An 18,224-nucleotide genomic window follows, 5' to 3' on the forward strand; every position below is an offset into this window, starting at 1 on the left:
AGGATATATACTGGGTATATATGTATGTTGGAGGTCACGCAGATGTATATAGATAATATGTCAGGAAAAAAGTATAAAATAATAGGTATATGCGTTTGCGGTATCCAGGAGGAGAATTGTCACGATATCGTCAAGAGCATATGCAGGAGTGCCGAAAAATGCGGTTTTAAGGTGCTGCTGTTCTCGACATTTGACGATATGTACAACGATACTCTGTTCACAAGAGCCGCATCGAGCATATTCGGGCTTATCAATACAGGCCTTCTTGATGCGCTTATAATACTCCCTGAGTCTATCAAGTCTGACAGAGTGACTGAGAAGATAATTGGTGACGGCAGAGCGCTCGGAATACCTGTTATCAGTATAGATAAGGATATCGAGGGCTGTTCGAGCATTACCTTTGATTATGCAGATTCGTTTGAGAAGATAGTGCGCCATATTGTTGAAGACCATAAGTGCAGGAGAGTAAACTTCGTTGCAGGCTTCAAGGGCAACCACTTCTCCGATGAGCGAATTGAGGTCTATAAGAAAGTCCTTGCCGATAATGGTATAGAGTTTGATGAGGACAGGTTCGGCTACGGCGATTTCTGGAGCGGCCCTGCCGAGAAGGTCGTTGAGGGCTTCTTGGCATCTGATAAGGAGCTCCCCGAGGCTATAATCTGCTGTAACGACATCATGGCTATAACCGCTGCACAGGTGCTCAGAAGACATAATATAAAGGTGCCTGATGAAATGCTTGTCACAGGCTTTGACGGCATAGCCCTGCAAAAATACTATGTCCCCAATATCACCACGGCTTCTCCCGATATAGCCAAGGTCGGCGAAAAGGCGCTCAAAATGATAATAGCAGCGCTTGACGGCGACAATACGGTATTCAAAGAGGTGATACCCTATAAGGTGCACCCCTCGGAGAGCTGCGGCTGTATGGAGCGTTCAGATGACCTTGCAGGCAACAAGATAGTCGAGCTTTATGATATGATAGCTTCCTATGACGGGCATGAGAAGACGATGTTCAATTACCTGTCAAAGGCTATGGACTGCCGTGATATAGACGATATAACGGCACTTCTCGTCGAGCACGCTGAGTATTACTATACATGGTGCTGTATCAATTCAGACTTCCTGACGACAAAGAAAGACCCTCTGCTTTGCTATGAGCATTTTACGAGCAGAATGATAATACTTGCCGAGATGAACGGTATCAACAAGCGTGACGAGCAGTCGCAGTTCCCTGTAAACGAGCTGCTGCCCGAGCTTGGCTATGCACTTGAAACGCATACGGCGATAATGTTCTCGCCTATGCATTTTATCGGTGAGGTCATAGGCTATATCGCTGTCGATTTTGACGATGATTCGCTTGACCTTAAGAATATGCACCGCTTCATCAGCAACACCAACCAGATACTTGAAAACTATAAGAACCGTGTCAACCTCGAACACGCAAACGAAGTGCTCGAGCAGATGCATATCCGTGATGCTCTTACCGGCATATTCAACAGGCGTGGCTTCTATAAGTATTCAAACCAGATGATAAAGAAGCTGCGTATGCGCAAAAGAGATGTCATAATCTTCTCTATTGATATGGACGGGCTGAAATTCATCAACGACAACTTCGGCCACAGCGAGGGCGACAAGGCTATAAAGGCCGTGTCTGATACGCTTGTCAAATGTGCAGGCGAGGACGGCATATGCGCAAGATTCGGCGGCGATGAGTTCGCTGTTATCATGGAGTCTGTCGGCAGCAATGCCGGCGAGAGCTTTATGGCTGACCTTGAAAACGAGCTTGCACGCCTTAACTCAAAGGGTCGCTACCCGTATACTATCGGCATGAGCTGCGGCTTTGAACAGATAAGCTGCGACGGCAGCGACAGTATAGACGAGGCTCTGCGTAAGGCTGACATCAAGATGTATAAGTCAAAGCGCCTTAAGAAGACAAGAACTGTCACAGAGACAGCCCGTACTCCTATGCCCGGCAGCTTCCGCAACCGTCTTACACAGCTGCTTCTCAATGATACCAACGAGATATATTTCTATATCAACTATGCATCAAATACATGGGTGACTGCTTCCAACAGCCACCTGCTTCCCGAGATAGATTCCTCAGAATATGACCCTGTGACTGCTCTGTCAGAGAGCGGCGTGATACTTGCTGAGGATATGGCAGGCTTCAGAGTGTTCTCGCAGCGTATTTTGCAGGGTGTTGGCGAGGGTACTGAAGACACCAAGCTGTCAGTTTCGTTCAGGGTCGCAAGGGGCGGCGACAGCGAATGGTTCAATATAAAGGTGCTTCTTGTAAAGAACGAAGGCCGTATAACCGAATTGGTAGGCCGTGCGCATAAGCTCACAGAGCGTGAGGTAATGGAGCACAGCATACTGACTAACGCATCGAGCGACACCGAGCCGCTTGCCCTTGAAAAGGCATTCACCCAAAGATTGCAGCAGAATGACGACAAGCTCGCACTGGTGCAGTTCGATATCGCTAAATTCAAGGCAGTCAACGAGCTCTACGGTGTTGAGGCAGGCGATGAGATACTCAGCTTCATCACCAAGTCTCTTTCTACCTTCTGCAATGAAGATGAGCCTTTTGCAAGGCTTGCCGCAGATGTTTTCATAATGCTTGTCAAGTATAACGACAAGTCTTATATCATAGACCTTATCCGTGAGCTCGAAAGAGGCATCAAGGACTATAAGGGCATGAAATATTCCTTTATATTCGGTGTTTATATGATATCTGACAGGACACAGTCTTTCAGATATATGTCTGACTGTGCGACTATCGCAAGAAAATCCGTCAAGGGCAATGCTATAGACAATATCGGCTTCTACAGCGATGAGCTGAAGCGCTCGATAATCCTTCGTAAGTCTATCGAAGACAATATGCACGCTTCCCTTGAAAATGGCCATTTCAAGATGTATCTCCAGCCCAAGTATGATATGCGCACCGACAAGATAATCGGCTCGGAAGCTCTTATCAGGTGGGAGCAGGAGGACGGCTCGCTCATGCAGCCTAACGACTTCATACCTATCTTCGAGCAAAACGGCTTTATCGTAAAGATCGACGAGTATATGTGGGAGCAGGCGTGTATCAACATCAGCAAGCGCCTGAGATCCGGCAAGCATACAGTGCCGATATCCGTCAACGTGTCAAGACTGCATCTTTCGGATAATGCTTATCTTGATAAGCTGAATGGCCTCTGCCGCAAGTACGGCATCGACAAGAGATATATCGAGCTCGAAATAACTGAGACTATCGAGAACGTCAATTCCAACGAGGCTATACAGGCCGCCAAGGCCGAGGGCTTCAAGCTGCTCATGGACGATTTCGGCTCGGGCTATTCGTCACTCGGCACGCTTAAGAGCACGCCGTTTGACGTGATCAAGATAGACACCAAGTTCCTTTCAAGCTCTATGACGAGCGAACGAGGCAAAAAGATAATCGAGCATATAATCTCGATGTCCAAGGACATTCACCTCGAAGTCATTGCCGAGGGCGTTGAAACACAGGAGCAGGCCGAATTCCTTAAGAAATGCGGCTGCGATGCGGCACAGGGGTTCTTCTATTCAAGACCCGTTCCGCCGGAGGTGCTCGGTGCTATGCTTGAGAGCGAATACAGTGTTATCTGGGAGTAGGGTAAATGGATAAGAATTTTAAAATGACATTCGGTGTCGGCTACGATCAGGCCGATACTCTGATACAGATCGACCAGCTTGAAGCAAGGAAAGAAAGGCTGAAAAAAGCTATTGACGACAAAGCTGCCGGCAGGCCTTATGATATGCTGCTTTTGCAGCCGGCTTTCTTTCCGCCGATAAAGAAATGCAAGCCGGGGTTTGATATCGGTCAGGTAGACAGCTTTATGGACGCACTGCGCAAGGAAGTAAAGGCGCTCGAACTAAAGCTGGTCTGACTATAATAGAAATAACAAACAGCCGCACGGTCTGATGCGGCTGTTTTGCATTACATTGAGGCAACACCGCACAACCACCGGCCCCAGCCTTTGCACGCCATCTACTTGCAAATTTCCCGTCATATTACCCAAATTTCCCTTGACTTGCGCCAGCAAACCTGCGGAAAATTTAGGCAATCTGACGAAAAATTTGACTGCGTATCTGACGTACAATGGTTGTGCGGTATTGCCTTGAAAGGGAGAAATATATGAACAAGCTGAGAGTTGCGCTTTTGCAGACAGAGCCGACAGGCACACTTGAAGGAAATCTTAAGAAGGGGATAGACTACTGCCGTCAGGCCGCAAAGAACGGTGCTGATATTGCAATATTCCCGGAGATGTACAGCATCGGCTATGACATCTACGGCCGCCCTGCCGAGGATTGGACAAAGCAGGCGATAGGAGCAGATGATGCGTTTGTAGCTGCTTTCCGTGACATTGCAGCGGAGCTTGAAATGGCTGTAGGCATAACATTTTTAGAAAAGCACGACCCTGCGCCTTTGAACACGGTGATTCTCTTTGACCGGAAGGGTAGGCAGGCGTTAAAATACTCAAAGGTTCACACCTGTGATTTCAGTGCCGAGGCAGCACTCAGCCCGGGGGAGGAGTTTTATGTGTGCGAGCTTGACACAAAAGCAGGCTTAGTGAAGACCGGTTCGATGATATGCTTTGACAGGGAGTTCCCCGAGAGTGCGAGGATACTCATGCTAAAGGGCGCAGAGCTTATCCTTGCGCCAAATGCCTGCCCTATGGAGATAAACCGTCTCAGCGCACTCAGGACCCGTGCCTACGAGAATATGCTGGCTGTCGCCACCTGCAATTATCCTGACACCGTGCCCGACTGCAACGGACACTCTACTGTGTTTGACGGTGTTGCATGGCTGCGTGACGAGCCGGGTGTGCGTGATATGTGCATTCTCGAAGCCGACGGCTCAGACGGGATATTCTATGCCGACATCGACCTTGATATGCTGCGCAGTTACCGTGAGAGTGAAGTCATGGGCAACAAATACCGCAGAGCCGGAGTTTATGGTATACTTACACGGTGAGTGGACAGGCAGCAAAAAAGACCTCTGAGATATCAGAGGTCTTTGGCGGAGAAGGAGGGATTCGAACCCTCGATGAGCTATCAACCCATACACGAGTTCCAGTCGTGCGCCATAAACCGGGCTAGGCGACTTCTCCATATATAAGTGCCTGCCGAAAAGACAAGCACTATGGGGTGGATAATCGGATTCGAACCGATGGTCTTCAGTGCCACAAACTGACGCGTTAACCAACTACGCTATACCCACCATATTTTGTTAAAAAATTACCCCCGTACCCGAGGGTAAATGGCGCGCCTTACTGGACTCGAACCAGTGGCCTACTGCTTAGAAGGCAGTTGCTCTATCCAGCTGAGCTAAAGGCGCATTGGAGCAGGTGATGAGAATCGAACTCACATGACTAGCTTGGAAGGCTAGGGTTCTACCACTGAACTACACCTGCGAAGTGAAAGTCAAGTGACTGTCCTCAATCGACTATGCTATTATATCATATTTTTTTTGCCTTGTCAAGCGTTTTTTTGAAAAAAATACAGAAAGTGTGAAAATAATTTCTTAATGATGATAAATATACCTATAAACAAAAATCCCCCGACATAAAACTGCCGGGGGGAGATGGTGGAGCATACCGGACTTGAACCGGTGACCCCCACACTGCCAGTGTGATGCGCTACCAACTGCGCTAATGCCCCAAAATATAAGCCCCTGCACAAAAAGCACAGGGGCATCTGGCGGAGACGGTGAGATTCGAACTCACGAGCCCGGTTAAGGACTAACGCATTTCGAGTGCGCCCCGTTATGACCACTTCGATACGTCTCCGTTAGTTGTGAGCTGCGATGCTTTGCTACATTAAACAGCTTTAATATTATAACATATATCATTATAAAAATCAATAGTTTTTTGTGGAGTTTATAAAAAATTAATATCTTTACAATTCGTTAAAAACTATTGAAATTTGATTATATTTGTGATATAATAATTGATGTAGAACAAAAATCATAACATATGGTTTATCATTAAGAAAGGAGAAAAAAATGAGCGGAACAATGTTAATAGTCGCATGGGCAATAGCTTTTGCATTTTTTGTGATCGTTGAAGTAGCAACACCGGGTGCGCTTGTATCGATCTGGCTTGGTATCGGTGCGCTTTTTGCTATGTTCTGTGCAGTCGGAGAGCTGCCATTCTGGGTACAGCTGCTCGTGTTCGTCGTTTCATCGACTGTCCTTCTGATAGTCACACGGCCTTTCGTCAGGAAATTCCAGGGCGAGGTCAAGGAAACGAACTATGAGCTCAATGTCGGTAAAACGGCTATCGTTACTGAAGATATAGATAACGAGAAATGTCTTGGCCGTGTCAACCTTGACGGTACTCATTGGGCTGCAGTTTCAGCAGACGATGTGTTTATCCCTGCCGGGACGTCCGTTACTGTCCGTGAGGTGAGCGGTGCAAAGCTCATCGTTGCAAAACAATTATAATCAATAAGGAGAGAAATCAAAATGGGAGTTGGCGGTTATATTTTATTGGGACTTGCGATATTTGTTATCCTTGTTATTATAGGTAATATCAAAATAGTTCCTCAGGCTTATGTTTATGTTATTGAAAGACTCGGTGCGTTCCATGCAGCATGGAATACCGGCCTTCACGTTACAATACCTTTCTTCGACAGAGTTGCCAAGAAGGTATCCCTTAAGGATCAGGTGCTTGATTTCAAGCCCCAGAGCGTTATCACAAAGGATAACGTATCTATGCAGATAGATACTGTTGTCTTCTTCCAGATAACCAACGCTATGCAGTTCACATACGGCGTTGAACGTCCTATCTCTGCTATCGAGAACCTTACAGCTACTACACTCCGTAATATAGTTGGTAACCTCGACCTTCAGCAGACACTTACATCAAGAGATATCATCAATACAAATATCACTAAGATACTCGACGAGGCTACTGACCGTTGGGGTATCAAGGTTCAGAGAGTCGAGCTCAAGAATATCCTTCCTCCCCGTGAGATACAGGAGGCTATGGATAAGCAGATGAAGGCCGACAGAGAGAAGAGAGAGAAGGTAACTCAGGCAGAGGCTGAGAAGGAAGCTCAGATACTCGTTGCAGAGGGTGAAAGAAACGCTAAGATCCTTCGTGCAGAGGCTGATAAGCAGGCTCAGATACTTAAGGCAGAGGCTGAAAAGCAGACACTTATACTCCACGCAGAGGCTGTAAGAGAGCAGAAGATGCGTGAGGCAGAGGGTGAAGCTCAGGCTATCAATATGGTTCAGCAGGCACTTGCTGACAGTATCGTTAAGCTCAATGAAGCTAACCCGAACGAGCAGGTCATCCAGCTCAAGAGCCTTGAAGCATTCTCTAAGGCTGCTGACGGTAAGGCTACAAAGATCATTATCCCGAGCGAGATACAGGGCCTTGCAGGTCTTGCAGCAGGTTTAAAGGGCACTATCGCTGACGGCGGTAATGTCGTAAATACAAGTGTAAGGCAGTAACTTTTTTAAGGGGCAATGCATATTGCCCCTTTTTGTAAATCATCATCAGAAAACGATTGGGGAAATTCTCTTGAAAAAGATCATTTGCCTTGCATTGTGCCTGCTTGCCATGGTGCTGCCGGCCTGTGAGAGTGCTGCGTCATCTTCCGGCTCTGCAAAGTCAACTGACAGCTCGTCGGGGCAGACTTCATCAAAGAGCTCTGCTGACAGCTCAGAGCAGGACAGATCCACAACTGCCACAAAGCAAGAAACACAAGCCCCTGCCGGCGATACTGAGACGGATACCAATACCGCATCACAGGCGGAGTATGACTCTGAGAACTACGTTCTTCCTGCCGATGCTGTGAAGATAGACTTTACAAAAGCTGACCCTTCAAATGACGAGATAAAGTTCTTGTTTGATGAAGAGGGCAGGGTGGTCTCGTATAAGTACTCAGCCAAGGGTAATGATATCATAGTTACGTATAGCTATAAAGAAAACAAAGTAAATGTCTATAGCTTTATAGACGATAACGTCTATGCTTACGAGGAATTCAAGCTGCCTGAATATGATAATAACGGCGGCTTCTGTGAGTATAACGGGTATTATTTCAAAGGCTATTCCTTTGAATGACCATATATTCTGATACCATGTCCTTATAATAAGGGCTAATAAAATATTAGGAGGTATATTTTTATGAATGTAGAAGTTAAGGGTACTCCGTTGCCGGTGGCTATCTGTCACCTCGCATCGGGCGAGCAGATCATCACCGAGAAGGGCGCTATGAGCTGGATGTCTCCCAATATGCAGATGGAGACTAAGGGCGGTGGCCTCGGCAAGATGTTCTCCCGTGCTCTCCAGGGCGAAGCAATGTTCCAGAATATCTATACCGCTATGGGCGGCGAGGGTATGATCGCTATGGGTTCGAGCTTCCCCGGTGATATCATGGTGCTCGACGTTTCCCAGACACCTATCATTGCACAGAAGTCCGCATTCCTCGCAAGTGAGTCAACTGTTGTTCAGGAGATGCACTTCAAGAAGAAGCTCGGCGCCGGCCTTTTCGGCGGTGAAGGCTTCATCATGCAGAAGTTCTCCGGCACAGGTAAGGTCATCCTCGAGATCGACGGCTCTGTTATGATGTATGAGCTCCAGGCCGGTCAGTCTATGCTTGTCGACACAGGCTGTCTTGCTCTTATGGACGCTACAGTTAATATGGAGATCGAGACTGTCAAGGGTCTTGGTAACAAGCTCCTCGGCGGTGAAGGCTTCTTCAATACTAAGGTAACAGGCCCTGGCCGTGTATGGCTCCAGACAATGCCTGCAAGCAACCTTGCAAGCGTAGTTGCTTCTTATATCACGACAAGCAGCTGATAAACTGATGATACTTTGCAGCGCTGCTCCTATTTGTGGAGCGGCGCTGTTTTTTTTTGCGCCCTGATACTTGAAAAAAAAATCCGTTTGTGGTATAATAATAGTGTATGATTTATTATTGAAAGGACTGTGTTTTTTAATGGAATTCAAGTTTTCTGAAAAGGTCGCACATCTCCAGGCATCAGCTATAAGAGAGATACTTAAGCATTCAGCCGATCCGGCTGTTATATCCTTTGCCGCAGGCTCTCCTGCACCCGACGCTCTCCCCGTAAAGGAACTGGAGCAGATCTCAAAGGAGCTTATCGCCGAGGAACCTAATATAGTATTCCAGTACGGCGTTACCGAGGGCTATACCCCTTTGCGTGACGAGGTAAAGAAGATACTCGCCAAGAAGGGCGTTTATAACCCTGAGTATGACGAGGTGATGATCACAAGCGGTGCTCAGCAGGCGAATGAGCTTTCTGCAAAGGTTCTCTGCAACGAGGGCGATACTCTCCTTGCTGAAAAGCCCAGCTTCATCGGCTCGCTCAATGCTTTCAAATCCTACCATGTTGACCTTCAGGGCGTAACACTTGAAGACGACGGCATAAATATCGCAGAGCTTGAAGAAAAGCTCAAAGCCGGGAATGTAAAGCTCGTTTATCTTATCCCTAACTTCCAGAATCCTACAGGCAATACAATGTCCTGGGAAAAGAGAAAGGCTGCATTTGAGCTTTGCAAAAAGTACGGCGCAGTTATCCTTGAAGATAACCCCTACGGCGACCTCCGCTTTGCAGGCGAGGATATAAAGAGCATCAAGACTCTTGACACCGAGGGCAGCGTTATCTATTCCGGCACATTCTCAAAAATTCTTTCACCCGGTATAAGAGTAGGCTATGTATGCGCTCATAAGGATATCGTTCAGAAGATAGTTGTCTGCAAGCAGGTGGCTGACGTTCATACTACCATGTGGTCGCAGATGCTCGCTTACAGGTTCTTAAAGAAGTATGACCTCGATGAGCATATCGAAAAGCTCCATAAGGTATATGAAAGAAAGACAAACCTTATGCTCTCCGAGATAGCCAAGAACTTCTCATCTAAGATAACATATACAAAGCCCCAGGGCGGCCTGTTCATCTGGTGTACTCTCCCCGAGGGCGTGACAACACAGCAGATGCTTGATTTCTGTACAAAGGCTGTCAAAGACTATAAGGTGGCTATCGTTCCCGGTACTGCCTTCTATATCAATGAATCTGACGAGACACGCTCGTTCAGGCTCAATTTCTCAACACCTACAGACGAGAATATCGTAAAGGGTATTGAGATACTCGGCAAGCTCTCAAAGGAAATGTTCGGTGACTGATTAATAATAAGATGAGGTTGTAAATGCAGAGTGCAAGATATCGTGACCTGTTCCGTGAGATAAGAAAGTCTTTCGGAAGGTATTTTTCAATAATGCTGATAGTTGCGCTCGGCTGCGGCTTCTTCTCGGGCATCAAGGCAACTATGCCTGATATGGTAGACAGCGCAAAGGAATATTTTGATGAAAACAACCTTATGGATTACCGCCTTATGTCGTCTATCGGCATCAAGTTTGAAGATGTTGATGCCGTGCGTAAGGCTGAGGGTGTCAGCGGTGCTGCCCCGGGCTATGCAAAAGATGTGTTCTATAACTACGACAACAAAAGCTGTGTGCTCAAAGTCATGTCCTATAGCAACACTATCAAGCCCGACAGCAATAATTACCTGAATTCCCCGGTAGTCCTTGAAGGCCGCCTGCCTGAAAAGTCGGGCGAGTGCGTTGTTGAGAAAAAGCTCTCCTCGCCGTCAACATTTGTTGTCGGCAATACCCTTAAGCTCGAATCAGCCTATGAGAATGAGGATATCCTTTCAACATTCAAGACGGATACATATGAGATAGTAGGTATCATAACTTCACCCCTGTATATCGGCTATGACCGTGACGCTACAGATGTCGGCAGCGGTGAGGTGCTTAGCTATATAATGGTGCCTGAGACTGATTTCGTGGCTGATTACTATACAGAGATTTTCATAAGCCTTGAAGGCCTTGAAGATATGGAGCCTTTCTCTGACGAGTATAAAGAAGCTGTCAGAGAGAAAAAGCAGGCTGCGTATGAAGCCTTTTCAAAAAGCGTTAAAGAGCGGTTCGATGTCCTCAAATCAAGGGGCGAGCGTGATATCACAGTCTTGGAGCGCAATATCAGCGCCCTTGATACAGCGCTTTCTATGTCACAGTCTGACCTGAAAGCTGCCATGCAGAATTATGAAGCACAGCTCTCGCAGCTTGATAAGGATATACAAAAGGCTGATGCTAACGGCCAGAGCTCGCTGCTTCTTAAAGGTCAGCGTGCGCAGATACTAATGCAGTATACTGTTGTAAGCGATATCTGCTCCGGCGATAAGGAGAAGATAGAAAGCTATCAGAAGCAGGCCGATGAACTCAAAGCCCAGGCTAAGGAGTATCAGGAAAGTCTTGCAAATGTCAGTGAACCCACTATCTATGAGTTTGACCGCTTTGATTCAAGCGAGGACTACAGCTCGTTTTATAACGACAGCCAGAAGATCGATAAGCTCTCAAAGGTCTTTCCTGTGTTCTTTATCCTTGTTGCAGCGCTTGTCTGCCTGACAACTATGACCCGAATGGTCGATGATGAGCGTATGCTTATCGGCACATATAAAGCGCTTGGCTATTCAGGGCGTGCTGTGTGCTTTCGGTATCTTTTCTACGGCCTTAGTGCAGCGCTGATAGGCTCTGTCGCAGGCACGGCAGTCGGTATGCAGGTCTTCCCGAAGATAATCTACCGCTGCTATAAGATGATGTATAATATGCCGAGCATAAATACACCCTTCAAGATAGATTACTGTGTCTACTGTGCAGCCGTTTCTCTCGGGTGTGTGGCAGTCTCTGTGCTGTGGGCGTGCTGGGTGTCGCTTCGGTGTGCTCCCTCTGAGCTTATGCGTCCGAAAGCGCCTCCTCCCGGCAAAAGAGTCATCTTTGAAAAAATGCCGCTTATCTGGAGCAGGCTCGGCTTTCTGTCAAAGGTCACAGTGCGTAACCTGTTAAGATATAAAAAGCGTTTTGTCATGACCATAGTCGGTGTTGCAGGCTGTGCGGCTCTTATCATGACAGGCTTCGGGCTTAAGTATTCGATAAGCTCTATGGCGTCACTCCAGTTTTCTGATATATGGCTGTATGACGGGGTGATAGCCTATGATTCCACAAAAGGCTATACCTCTGAGCAGTGCTTTGAGGCGCTTGATGATTACAAGCAGATAACCGATAAGATGCCCTCTCGTAAATATATGTCCCAGTGTACTGATGAAGAAGGCGTTATGCATACAGCCGACCTTGTAATAGTAAGCGAGCCGGATAATTTCGGCAATTTTGTAGAAATGACATCAATTGACGGCAACGTCACGCTTAACGATAATGAGGTGATTATCACCGAGAAGCTGAGCCAGCTGATGAATGTCAGCGTGGGTGACACTATCGGTATCAACATCACCGAGCTTGGCCGCTGTAATGTCAGAGTAGGCGGCATCATGAAAAACTATATCATGCACTATGTCTATATGACGCCTGCGTTTTTTGAAAACACATACGGCTTTATACCTGAGTATAATATGGCTTTCTTCAAAGCAGAGGAGGGCTGCGACACAGAGGAGCTCAAAGCAGACCTTATCAGGGATAAGCATTTCCTCGGCGTTTCGTTTAAGGCGGATTCGTCAGAGGGATTTGTAGATTCGCTGTCATCGCTTGACGGTGTGGTAGTTATGCTGATAGTCTGTGCCGGGTTTTTAGCGACTGTCGTGCTTTATAATCTTGCCAATATCAATATCACAGAGCGCCGGCGTGAGCTTGCGACGCTTAAAGTCCTTGGCTTTTACGACACCGAGACGAGCGCTTATATCTACCGTGAGAATATAGTCGGCACACTGCTTGGTATCCTTGCAGGCTTCATTCTCGGGGCGGTGCTCCACCACTTTGTTGTCATTACCTCAGAGGTCGATATGGTAATGTTCAACCGCTCGCTCGTGTGGTATTCCTATGTATATTCTGCTGCGATAACAATAGTCTTCGCAGTGCTTATAAATATTCTGATGCACTTCAAGATAAGGCGCATCGACGAAGTTGAATCACTTAAATCTGTTGAGTAAAGGAGTTTATTAAAATGGAAGAAAGATTTGAAGATCACAAGATCATGGTACCTTATTTCTGGCAGTGCCTTGCAATGTTCCTGCTGGGTATAATCGTAGGCTTTATCGTTTCACCTGTTAAGAACGGTGTCAGCATCGGCAATAACAATCATATCGTCGGCAATGATGACGACGACGATATCTGCGGCATCGAATGTGATGACGAAACAGAAGAAATTTGATATGGAAGGAAATCATAATATATGAAGTTAGGTATGGTAGGTCTTCCCAATGTCGGGAAGAGCACACTTTTTAATGCACTTACAAATGCAGGCGCTGAGTCGGCAAACTATCCGTTCTGTACTATAGAGCCCAATGTGGGCATAGTATCTGTCCCTGATGAAAGGCTCGATAAGCTCGCAGAGATGTATCACCCTGTAAAGTTTACCCCTGCAACACTTGAATTCGTTGATATCGCAGGCCTTGTAAAGGGCGCATCCAAAGGAGAGGGTCTTGGCAATAAGTTCCTTGCAAATATCCGTGAGGTAGATGCTATAGTTCACGTTGTAAGATGCTTTGAGGACGATAATATTATCCACGTTGATGGCTCAATAAACCCTGCAAGAGATATCGAGACTATTGACCTTGAGCTCGTTTTTGCAGACGTTGAGCTTATCGAGCGCAAGCTCGACAGAACAAAGAAGGCTATGAAAGGCGATAAGTCGCTTGCTCCTATAGTTGATTTCCTTGAAAGGCTCAAAGCTCACCTTGAAGAAGGCAAGGCTGCCCGTGGCTTTGAAATGACCGACGAGGAAAGGGAAGCTCTTAAGGAAACGCCCCTGCTTTCTCTTAAGCCTGTGATCTACGCTGCAAACCTCTCTGAGGACGATTTCAGAAATAATATCGACAACAACGCAAACTATAAAAAGGTCTGCGAGATAGCAGCAGCTGAGGGCTCGGCAGTTCTGCCAATCTGCGCTCAGATAGAAGCCGAGATATCCGATATGGGCGATGAGGATAAGGCTATGTTCCTTGATGACCTCGGCCTTGAACAGTCCGGCCTTAACAGGATCATCAAGGAAGGCTATGCGCTGCTCGGCTATATCTCGTTCCTTACAGCAGGCGAGCCTGAGGTAAGAGCCTGGACTATCGTTCGTGGCACAAAGGCTCCCCAGGCAGCCGGTAAGATACATACCGACTTTGAAAAGGGCTTTATCCGTGCCGAGGTAGTGTCATTTGATGACCTTATGGCCTGCGGCAGTATGGCAGGCGCTAAGGAGAAAGGCCTTGTTCGCCTTGAAGGCAAGGACTATGTGATGCAGGACGGAGATATCGTTCTTTTCCGCTTTAATGTGTAAGGAGCATTCTGATGAGAGAACTTGAAACGCAGCGGCTAAGGCTTCGGTATATCACCGAGGAGGATACACAGCAGATATTCAGCTGCTGGGCGAGTGACCCCGAGGTCGCAAAATATGTGACCTGGAAGGCTCACAGAACAATCGATGACACCAGGGAGATCATGCACTACTGGCTCGATGAGTATAAAAAGCCTGACCGCTACCGCTACGGTATCGAGCTTAAAACAGACGGCACGCTTATCGGTATGATAGATGTCGTGGGCTTTCATAACGGCGCACCTGTCGTGGGCTATTGCATGGGCAGGGCATACTGGGGCAACGGCTATATGACCGAGGCTCTCGGCGCAGTTGTCAAAGAGCTTTTTGAAAACAGCTTTGATACTATAGTTATCGAGGCCGTTGCTGATAATATCGCCAGCAATAAGGTGATCTTAAAAAACGGCTTCAAGCTCGTCGCAGAAAGGGAAGATGCTCTTTCACCTCAGAAGCCTGATGAGAAAGTCAAGATAAACTCCTACAGACTCTATAAGCAATAAAATACACCCGGGAGGCTTTACAATTAAGCCCCTCGGGTGTTTGCTTTTATTACTGTCTTAAGTAAACGCCGTTTTCTTCGATGTAATCCTCCATGTCCTGCTTGTATTCAAGATCAAGAGGGTCGTTGTGCAGCGCCTTGAGCGCACGCTGGCCGATGTCGCTGCGGTGATGCTCGTCCTTCCAGCTTATCTTCTTTACAGCTTCGTAGGACTTGTCAAGCGCACCCTGTAATGTCAGCGCATTGCAGGTAACGCCCAGTACTCTGCCGCCGTTTGTCAAGAACTTTCCGTCAGAGAGCTTTGTGCCTGCGTGGTATACAAATGCGCCTTCTACCTGACCCTTGTCATCAAGGCCGCTTATCTCGATGCCCTTTTCATACTTTACAGGGTAGCCGCCGCTTGCCATAACAACGCAGGTGCAGCAGCCGCTCTTCCACTTTATGTCAAGGTCTGCGAGCCTGTGGTCGTATATCGCCTCGAATATCTCAGCAAGGTCATGATCAAGCATCGGCAGCACTACCTGTGTCTCCGGGTCGCCGAAACGGCAGTTGTACTCAATCACCTTAGGCCCCTTGGGTGTGAGCATAAGGCCGAAATACAGACAGCCTTCAAATGTTCTGCCTTCCTTGTTCATGGCATTTATGGTAGGCAGGAATATCTTCTCCATGCATTCCTTTGCAATGTCCTCTGTGTAGTAGGGGTTGGGAGCAACTGTGCCCATGCCGCCTGTGTTGAGACCCTCGTCGTTGTCGAGCGCTCTCTTGTGATCCATAGAGGATATCATAGGAACAACAGTCTTTCCGTCAGTGAATGAAAGCACAGATACCTCAGGCCCTGTGAGGAATTCCTCGATAACGACAGTCGAGCTGCTATCTCCGAACTGCTTGCCGTCTATCATCGACTTGATAGCCTCAACAGCCTCCTCCTCGCTCTGTGCGAGAATTACGCCCTTGCCGAGTGCAAGACCGTCTGCCTTTATAACAGTAGGGTAGGTGTTCTGCTCTTTTACATACTTGATTGCGCTCTCGCTGTCAGAGAATACCTCGTATCCTGCTGTGGGTATCTTGTATTTTTTCATGAGCTCCTTTGAGAATACCTTTGAGCCCTCGATTATAGCTGCATCCTTCTTGGGGCCGAAGGTCCTGAAGCCCTCTGCCTGAAGTGCATCTACCATGCCTAAAACGAGCGGATCGTCAGGCGCAACTACTACCATGTCAGGCTTGAGCTCCTTAGCGAGCTTTACAACGCCCTCAATGTCAGTAGCACCTACATTAAAGCACTCAGCATATCTGCTGATGCCGCCGTTACCCGGTGTGCAGTAGAGCTTGTCTACCTTGGGGGACTCTGCGAGCTTCATGATTATGGCGTGCTCTCTGCCGCCGCCGCCGACAACTAATATATTCATAACATTCCCTCTTTTCAGATGTTTATAATGTTACCCTGCCGTATGACAGGGTAACCATTTTCTTACGATACCTTGAATGTTGAGAACACCTTTTCAAATTCAGGCTTTATCTTTTCAAATACCGAAGATTCAGAACCGTAGCTTATTATGAAAGCAACACCGCCCTCAGCAATAACTATCTGGTTCATTATCATTTCCATGCCGCTCTTTGTAACAGTCGTCTCGACCTTGTAAGCATCATAGCCGTTAAGAGTTATCTCCTCACTGTTTGAGATGTTGTAGCCGAGTGTGGAGTATTCATCCTTTATAACATCAACAAAATCGGATACCTTTGCATCGCCTATGCCTGTCTTGATGATTATGTTGAAATTAGCTGTTGCATAGTACGGGTCAGAAGTGTCGCCTATGTATGAGTAAGCAACATTCACCAGTGAGTTTTTGGTGTCCGCTGCGGATGAGTCAGCACTGTCAGCAGAGCTGTCGTTGCTGCCGATGTTGTTTGTTATGTTCTTCCAGATCTTTTCATCAACATCAACGGTGTAGCCCTTTACTTCTTCTTTCTCATCAGCCGAAGAAGCATCGCCTTCGCTTGAAGCACCTGAAGAAGCATCACTGCTGCTTTCCGAGCTTGATGAAGAGCTGCTGTCTTCACCGATGAGCGAGCACGAAGCAAGTGAAAATACCATTGATATAGCTAAAAGAGAAGCTAAAAGTTTCTTCATCGTTTTTCTCCTTTGATATGTTCTTTGTTTTGCTGTTTTGTTTGTATATTAATGGTGGAAAAGTCTCATTCCTGTAAATGCCATAGCCATGCCGTATTTGTTGCAGGTGTCTATAACATTGTCGTCTCTTATCGAGCCGCCGGGCTCAGCTATGTACTTAACGCCGGACTTCTTTGCTCTCTCGATGTTGTCACCGAACGGGAAGAAAGCATCAGAGCCAAGGCATACGTCTGTGTTCTTTGCAAGCCATTCCTGTTTTTCTTCCTTTGTGAGAACATCAGGCTTGACCTTGAACAGCCTCTGCCATTCGCCGTCTCTTAATACATCTTCGTATTCGTCAGAGATGTAAACGTCGATAGTGTTGTCTCTGTCAGGTCTTCTTATGTCGTCAACAAACTGTAAGCCCATAACCTTGGGGTGCTGTCTTAACCACCAGTTGTCAGCCTTGCTGCCTGCAAGTCTTGTGCAGTGAACTCTCGACTGCTGGCCTGCACCGATGCCGATAGCCTGACCGTTCTTTACATAGCATACGCTGTTTGACTGTGTGTACTTAAGTGTGATGAGCGAGATAACGAGGTCTTCCTTCTTGTCGTCAGGAATGTCCTTGTTCTCTGTTACGATGTTTGTGAGAAGGTCGTTGTCTATCTTGAACTCATTTCTGCCCTGCTCGAAGGTAACACCGAACACCTGCTTTGTCTCGATAGGAGCAGGAACATAGTTCTCGTCTATCTTGATGATGTTGTATGTGCCCTTTCTCTTTGACTTGAGTATCTCAAGAGCCTCGTCTGTGTAACCGGGAGCGATGATGCCGTCAGATACTTCACGCTGTATCATCTTTGCTGTGGGAACATCGCAGACATCAGAAAGTGCGATGAAATCACCGTAGCTCGACATTCTGTCAGCACCCCTTGCTCTTGCATAAGCGCAAGCCATAGGGGAGAGCTCGCCTAAGTCGTCTACAAAGTATATTTTAGCCTCAGTCTCAGTAAGCGGTCTGCCTACAGCAGCACCGGCAGGAGAAACGTGCTTGAAGGAAGTTGCAGCACACATACCTGTAGCCTTCTTAAGCTCCCTTACAAGCTGCCAGCCGTTGAATGCATCAAGCAGATTGATGTAACCGGGCTTGCCGTTCAGTACTTCGATAGGAAGGTCTTTTCCGTCCTCCATAAAAACTCTTGACGGCTTCTGATTAGGGTTGCAGCCGTATTTGAGTAACATCTCGTTTGCCATTGTAATTA

15 protein-coding genes and 6 tRNA genes are annotated in these 18,224 nt (G+C 47.1%); 12 read left to right on the top strand and 9 right to left on the bottom strand.

Annotated elements, in window-relative coordinates:
• Window positions 1–42: 42 nt before the first annotated feature.
• From CD05_RS19565 to CD05_RS17625, 3 genes are all read left to right on the top strand, one after another.
• Window positions 43–3,630, top strand: a complete 3,588-nt coding sequence (locus CD05_RS19565; protein WP_051588847.1) for an EAL domain-containing protein — start codon at window positions 43–45, stop codon at window positions 3,628–3,630.
• A gap of 5 nt (window positions 3,631–3,635) precedes the next feature.
• On the top strand, window positions 3,636–3,905 hold the full coding sequence (locus CD05_RS0105470; RefSeq protein WP_028509640.1) for a hypothetical protein: 270 nt from the start codon (window positions 3,636–3,638) through the stop codon (window positions 3,903–3,905).
• Window positions 3,906–4,153: 248 nt separating this feature from the next.
• A complete protein-coding gene (locus tag CD05_RS17625; protein ID WP_037323420.1) occupies window positions 4,154–4,993 on the top strand; it encodes a carbon-nitrogen hydrolase family protein in 840 nt (279 codons plus the stop codon).
• Between the two features lie 43 nt (window positions 4,994–5,036).
• Here the strand turns inward: CD05_RS17625 and CD05_RS0105480 are convergent.
• The 6 genes from CD05_RS0105480 to CD05_RS0105505 all read right to left on the bottom strand — a co-directional run bounded on the left by CD05_RS0105480 (window position 5,037) and on the right by CD05_RS0105505 (window position 5,807).
• Window positions 5,037–5,129: transfer RNA gene (locus CD05_RS0105480), tRNA-Ser, on the bottom strand.
• A 33-nt stretch (window positions 5,130–5,162) separates the two neighbouring features.
• Window positions 5,163–5,239 (bottom strand) — tRNA-His (locus CD05_RS0105485).
• A 40-nt stretch (window positions 5,240–5,279) separates the two neighbouring features.
• Window positions 5,280–5,356: transfer RNA gene (locus tag CD05_RS0105490), tRNA-Arg, on the bottom strand.
• A gap of 2 nt (window positions 5,357–5,358) precedes the next feature.
• Window positions 5,359–5,432: transfer RNA gene (locus tag CD05_RS0105495), tRNA-Gly, on the bottom strand.
• Window positions 5,433–5,603: 171 nt separating this feature from the next.
• Window positions 5,604–5,679, bottom strand: a tRNA-Ala gene (locus tag CD05_RS0105500).
• Between the two features lie 37 nt (window positions 5,680–5,716).
• A tRNA-Ser gene (locus tag CD05_RS0105505) sits at window positions 5,717–5,807 on the bottom strand.
• 215 nt (window positions 5,808–6,022) lie between these two features.
• Between CD05_RS0105505 and CD05_RS0105510 the strand changes: the two genes are divergently transcribed.
• The 9 genes from CD05_RS0105510 (at window position 6,023) to CD05_RS0105550 (ending at window position 14,859) form a co-directional block, all read left to right on the top strand.
• Complete coding sequence (locus CD05_RS0105510; protein WP_051588848.1) at window positions 6,023–6,463, top strand: NfeD family protein; 441 nt, start codon at window positions 6,023–6,025, stop codon at window positions 6,461–6,463.
• 21 nt (window positions 6,464–6,484) lie between these two features.
• Window positions 6,485–7,477, top strand: coding sequence for an SPFH domain-containing protein (locus CD05_RS17630; protein WP_051588849.1), 993 nt, complete (start codon window positions 6,485–6,487; stop codon window positions 7,475–7,477).
• Between the two features lie 70 nt (window positions 7,478–7,547).
• The gene (locus CD05_RS0105520) at window positions 7,548–8,090 is read left to right on the top strand and encodes a hypothetical protein (protein WP_028509642.1); all 543 of its coding nucleotides are present in this window, start codon (window positions 7,548–7,550) and stop codon (window positions 8,088–8,090) included.
• Between the two features lie 63 nt (window positions 8,091–8,153).
• Entirely contained in the window at window positions 8,154–8,828 is a 675-nt protein-coding gene (locus tag CD05_RS0105525; protein WP_028509643.1) for a TIGR00266 family protein, read from the top strand.
• 139 nt (window positions 8,829–8,967) lie between these two features.
• Window positions 8,968–10,170, top strand: a complete 1,203-nt coding sequence (locus CD05_RS0105530; RefSeq protein ID WP_028509644.1) for a PLP-dependent aminotransferase family protein — start codon at window positions 8,968–8,970, stop codon at window positions 10,168–10,170.
• Between the two features lie 23 nt (window positions 10,171–10,193).
• Window positions 10,194–12,986 (top strand): FtsX-like permease family protein, encoded by a 2,793-nt coding sequence (locus CD05_RS0105535; protein ID WP_028509645.1) that lies wholly within the window; start codon window positions 10,194–10,196, stop codon window positions 12,984–12,986.
• Window positions 12,987–13,000: 14 nt separating this feature from the next.
• Window positions 13,001–13,207 (top strand): hypothetical protein, encoded by a 207-nt coding sequence (locus tag CD05_RS17635; protein ID WP_037322825.1) that lies wholly within the window; start codon window positions 13,001–13,003, stop codon window positions 13,205–13,207.
• A gap of 21 nt (window positions 13,208–13,228) precedes the next feature.
• On the top strand, window positions 13,229–14,323 hold the full coding sequence (gene ychF / locus CD05_RS0105545; RefSeq protein ID WP_028509646.1) for a redox-regulated ATPase YchF: 1,095 nt from the start codon (window positions 13,229–13,231) through the stop codon (window positions 14,321–14,323).
• Between the two features lie 11 nt (window positions 14,324–14,334).
• On the top strand, window positions 14,335–14,859 hold the full coding sequence (locus tag CD05_RS0105550; protein WP_028509647.1) for a GNAT family N-acetyltransferase: 525 nt from the start codon (window positions 14,335–14,337) through the stop codon (window positions 14,857–14,859).
• Between the two features lie 49 nt (window positions 14,860–14,908).
• Here the strand turns inward: CD05_RS0105550 and purD are convergent, their stop codons facing one another.
• From purD to CD05_RS0105565, 3 genes are all read right to left on the bottom strand, one after another.
• Window positions 14,909–16,264, bottom strand: a complete 1,356-nt coding sequence (purD, locus tag CD05_RS0105555) for a phosphoribosylamine--glycine ligase (RefSeq protein ID WP_028509648.1) — start codon at window positions 16,262–16,264, stop codon at window positions 14,909–14,911.
• Between the two features lie 62 nt (window positions 16,265–16,326).
• Complete coding sequence (locus CD05_RS0105560) at window positions 16,327–16,986, bottom strand: hypothetical protein (RefSeq protein ID WP_028509649.1); 660 nt, start codon at window positions 16,984–16,986, stop codon at window positions 16,327–16,329.
• A 48-nt stretch (window positions 16,987–17,034) separates the two neighbouring features.
• Window positions 17,035–18,216 (bottom strand): phosphoribosylaminoimidazolecarboxamide formyltransferase, encoded by a 1,182-nt coding sequence (locus tag CD05_RS0105565; protein WP_028509650.1) that lies wholly within the window; start codon window positions 18,214–18,216, stop codon window positions 17,035–17,037.
• Window positions 18,217–18,224 lie beyond the last annotated feature (8 nt).

The organism is Ruminococcus sp. NK3A76, from assembly GCF_000686125.1.
GTDB lineage: Bacteria > Bacillota > Clostridia > Oscillospirales > Ruminococcaceae > NK3A76.

Excerpts from the sequence above, each read along its gene's own strand:
- CD05_RS0105510 (WP_051588848.1), top strand. The coding sequence starts at position 6,023 with ATGAGCGGAACAATGTTAATAGTCGCATGGGCAATAGCTTTTGCATTT.
- CD05_RS0105525 (WP_028509643.1), top strand. The coding sequence starts at position 8,154 with ATGAATGTAGAAGTTAAGGGTACTCCGTTGCCGGTGGCTATCTGTCAC.
- CD05_RS17635 (WP_037322825.1), top strand. The coding sequence starts at position 13,001 with ATGGAAGAAAGATTTGAAGATCACAAGATCATGGTACCTTATTTCTGG.
- CD05_RS17630 (WP_051588849.1), top strand. The coding sequence starts at position 6,485 with ATGGGAGTTGGCGGTTATATTTTATTGGGACTTGCGATATTTGTTATC.
- purD (WP_028509648.1), bottom strand. The coding sequence starts at position 16,264 with ATGAATATATTAGTTGTCGGCGGCGGCGGCAGAGAGCACGCCATAATC.
- CD05_RS0105535 (WP_028509645.1), top strand. The coding sequence starts at position 10,194 with ATGCAGAGTGCAAGATATCGTGACCTGTTCCGTGAGATAAGAAAGTCT.
- CD05_RS0105565 (WP_028509650.1), bottom strand. The coding sequence starts at position 18,216 with ATGGCAAACGAGATGTTACTCAAATACGGCTGCAACCCTAATCAGAAG.
- CD05_RS0105530 (WP_028509644.1), top strand. The coding sequence starts at position 8,968 with ATGGAATTCAAGTTTTCTGAAAAGGTCGCACATCTCCAGGCATCAGCT.
- CD05_RS17625 (WP_037323420.1), top strand. The coding sequence starts at position 4,154 with ATGAACAAGCTGAGAGTTGCGCTTTTGCAGACAGAGCCGACAGGCACA.
- CD05_RS0105560 (WP_028509649.1), bottom strand. The coding sequence starts at position 16,986 with ATGAAGAAACTTTTAGCTTCTCTTTTAGCTATATCAATGGTATTTTCA.
- CD05_RS0105550 (WP_028509647.1), top strand. The coding sequence starts at position 14,335 with ATGAGAGAACTTGAAACGCAGCGGCTAAGGCTTCGGTATATCACCGAG.
- CD05_RS19565 (WP_051588847.1), top strand. The coding sequence starts at position 43 with ATGTATATAGATAATATGTCAGGAAAAAAGTATAAAATAATAGGTATA.
- ychF (WP_028509646.1), top strand. The coding sequence starts at position 13,229 with ATGAAGTTAGGTATGGTAGGTCTTCCCAATGTCGGGAAGAGCACACTT.
- CD05_RS0105470 (WP_028509640.1), top strand. The coding sequence starts at position 3,636 with ATGGATAAGAATTTTAAAATGACATTCGGTGTCGGCTACGATCAGGCC.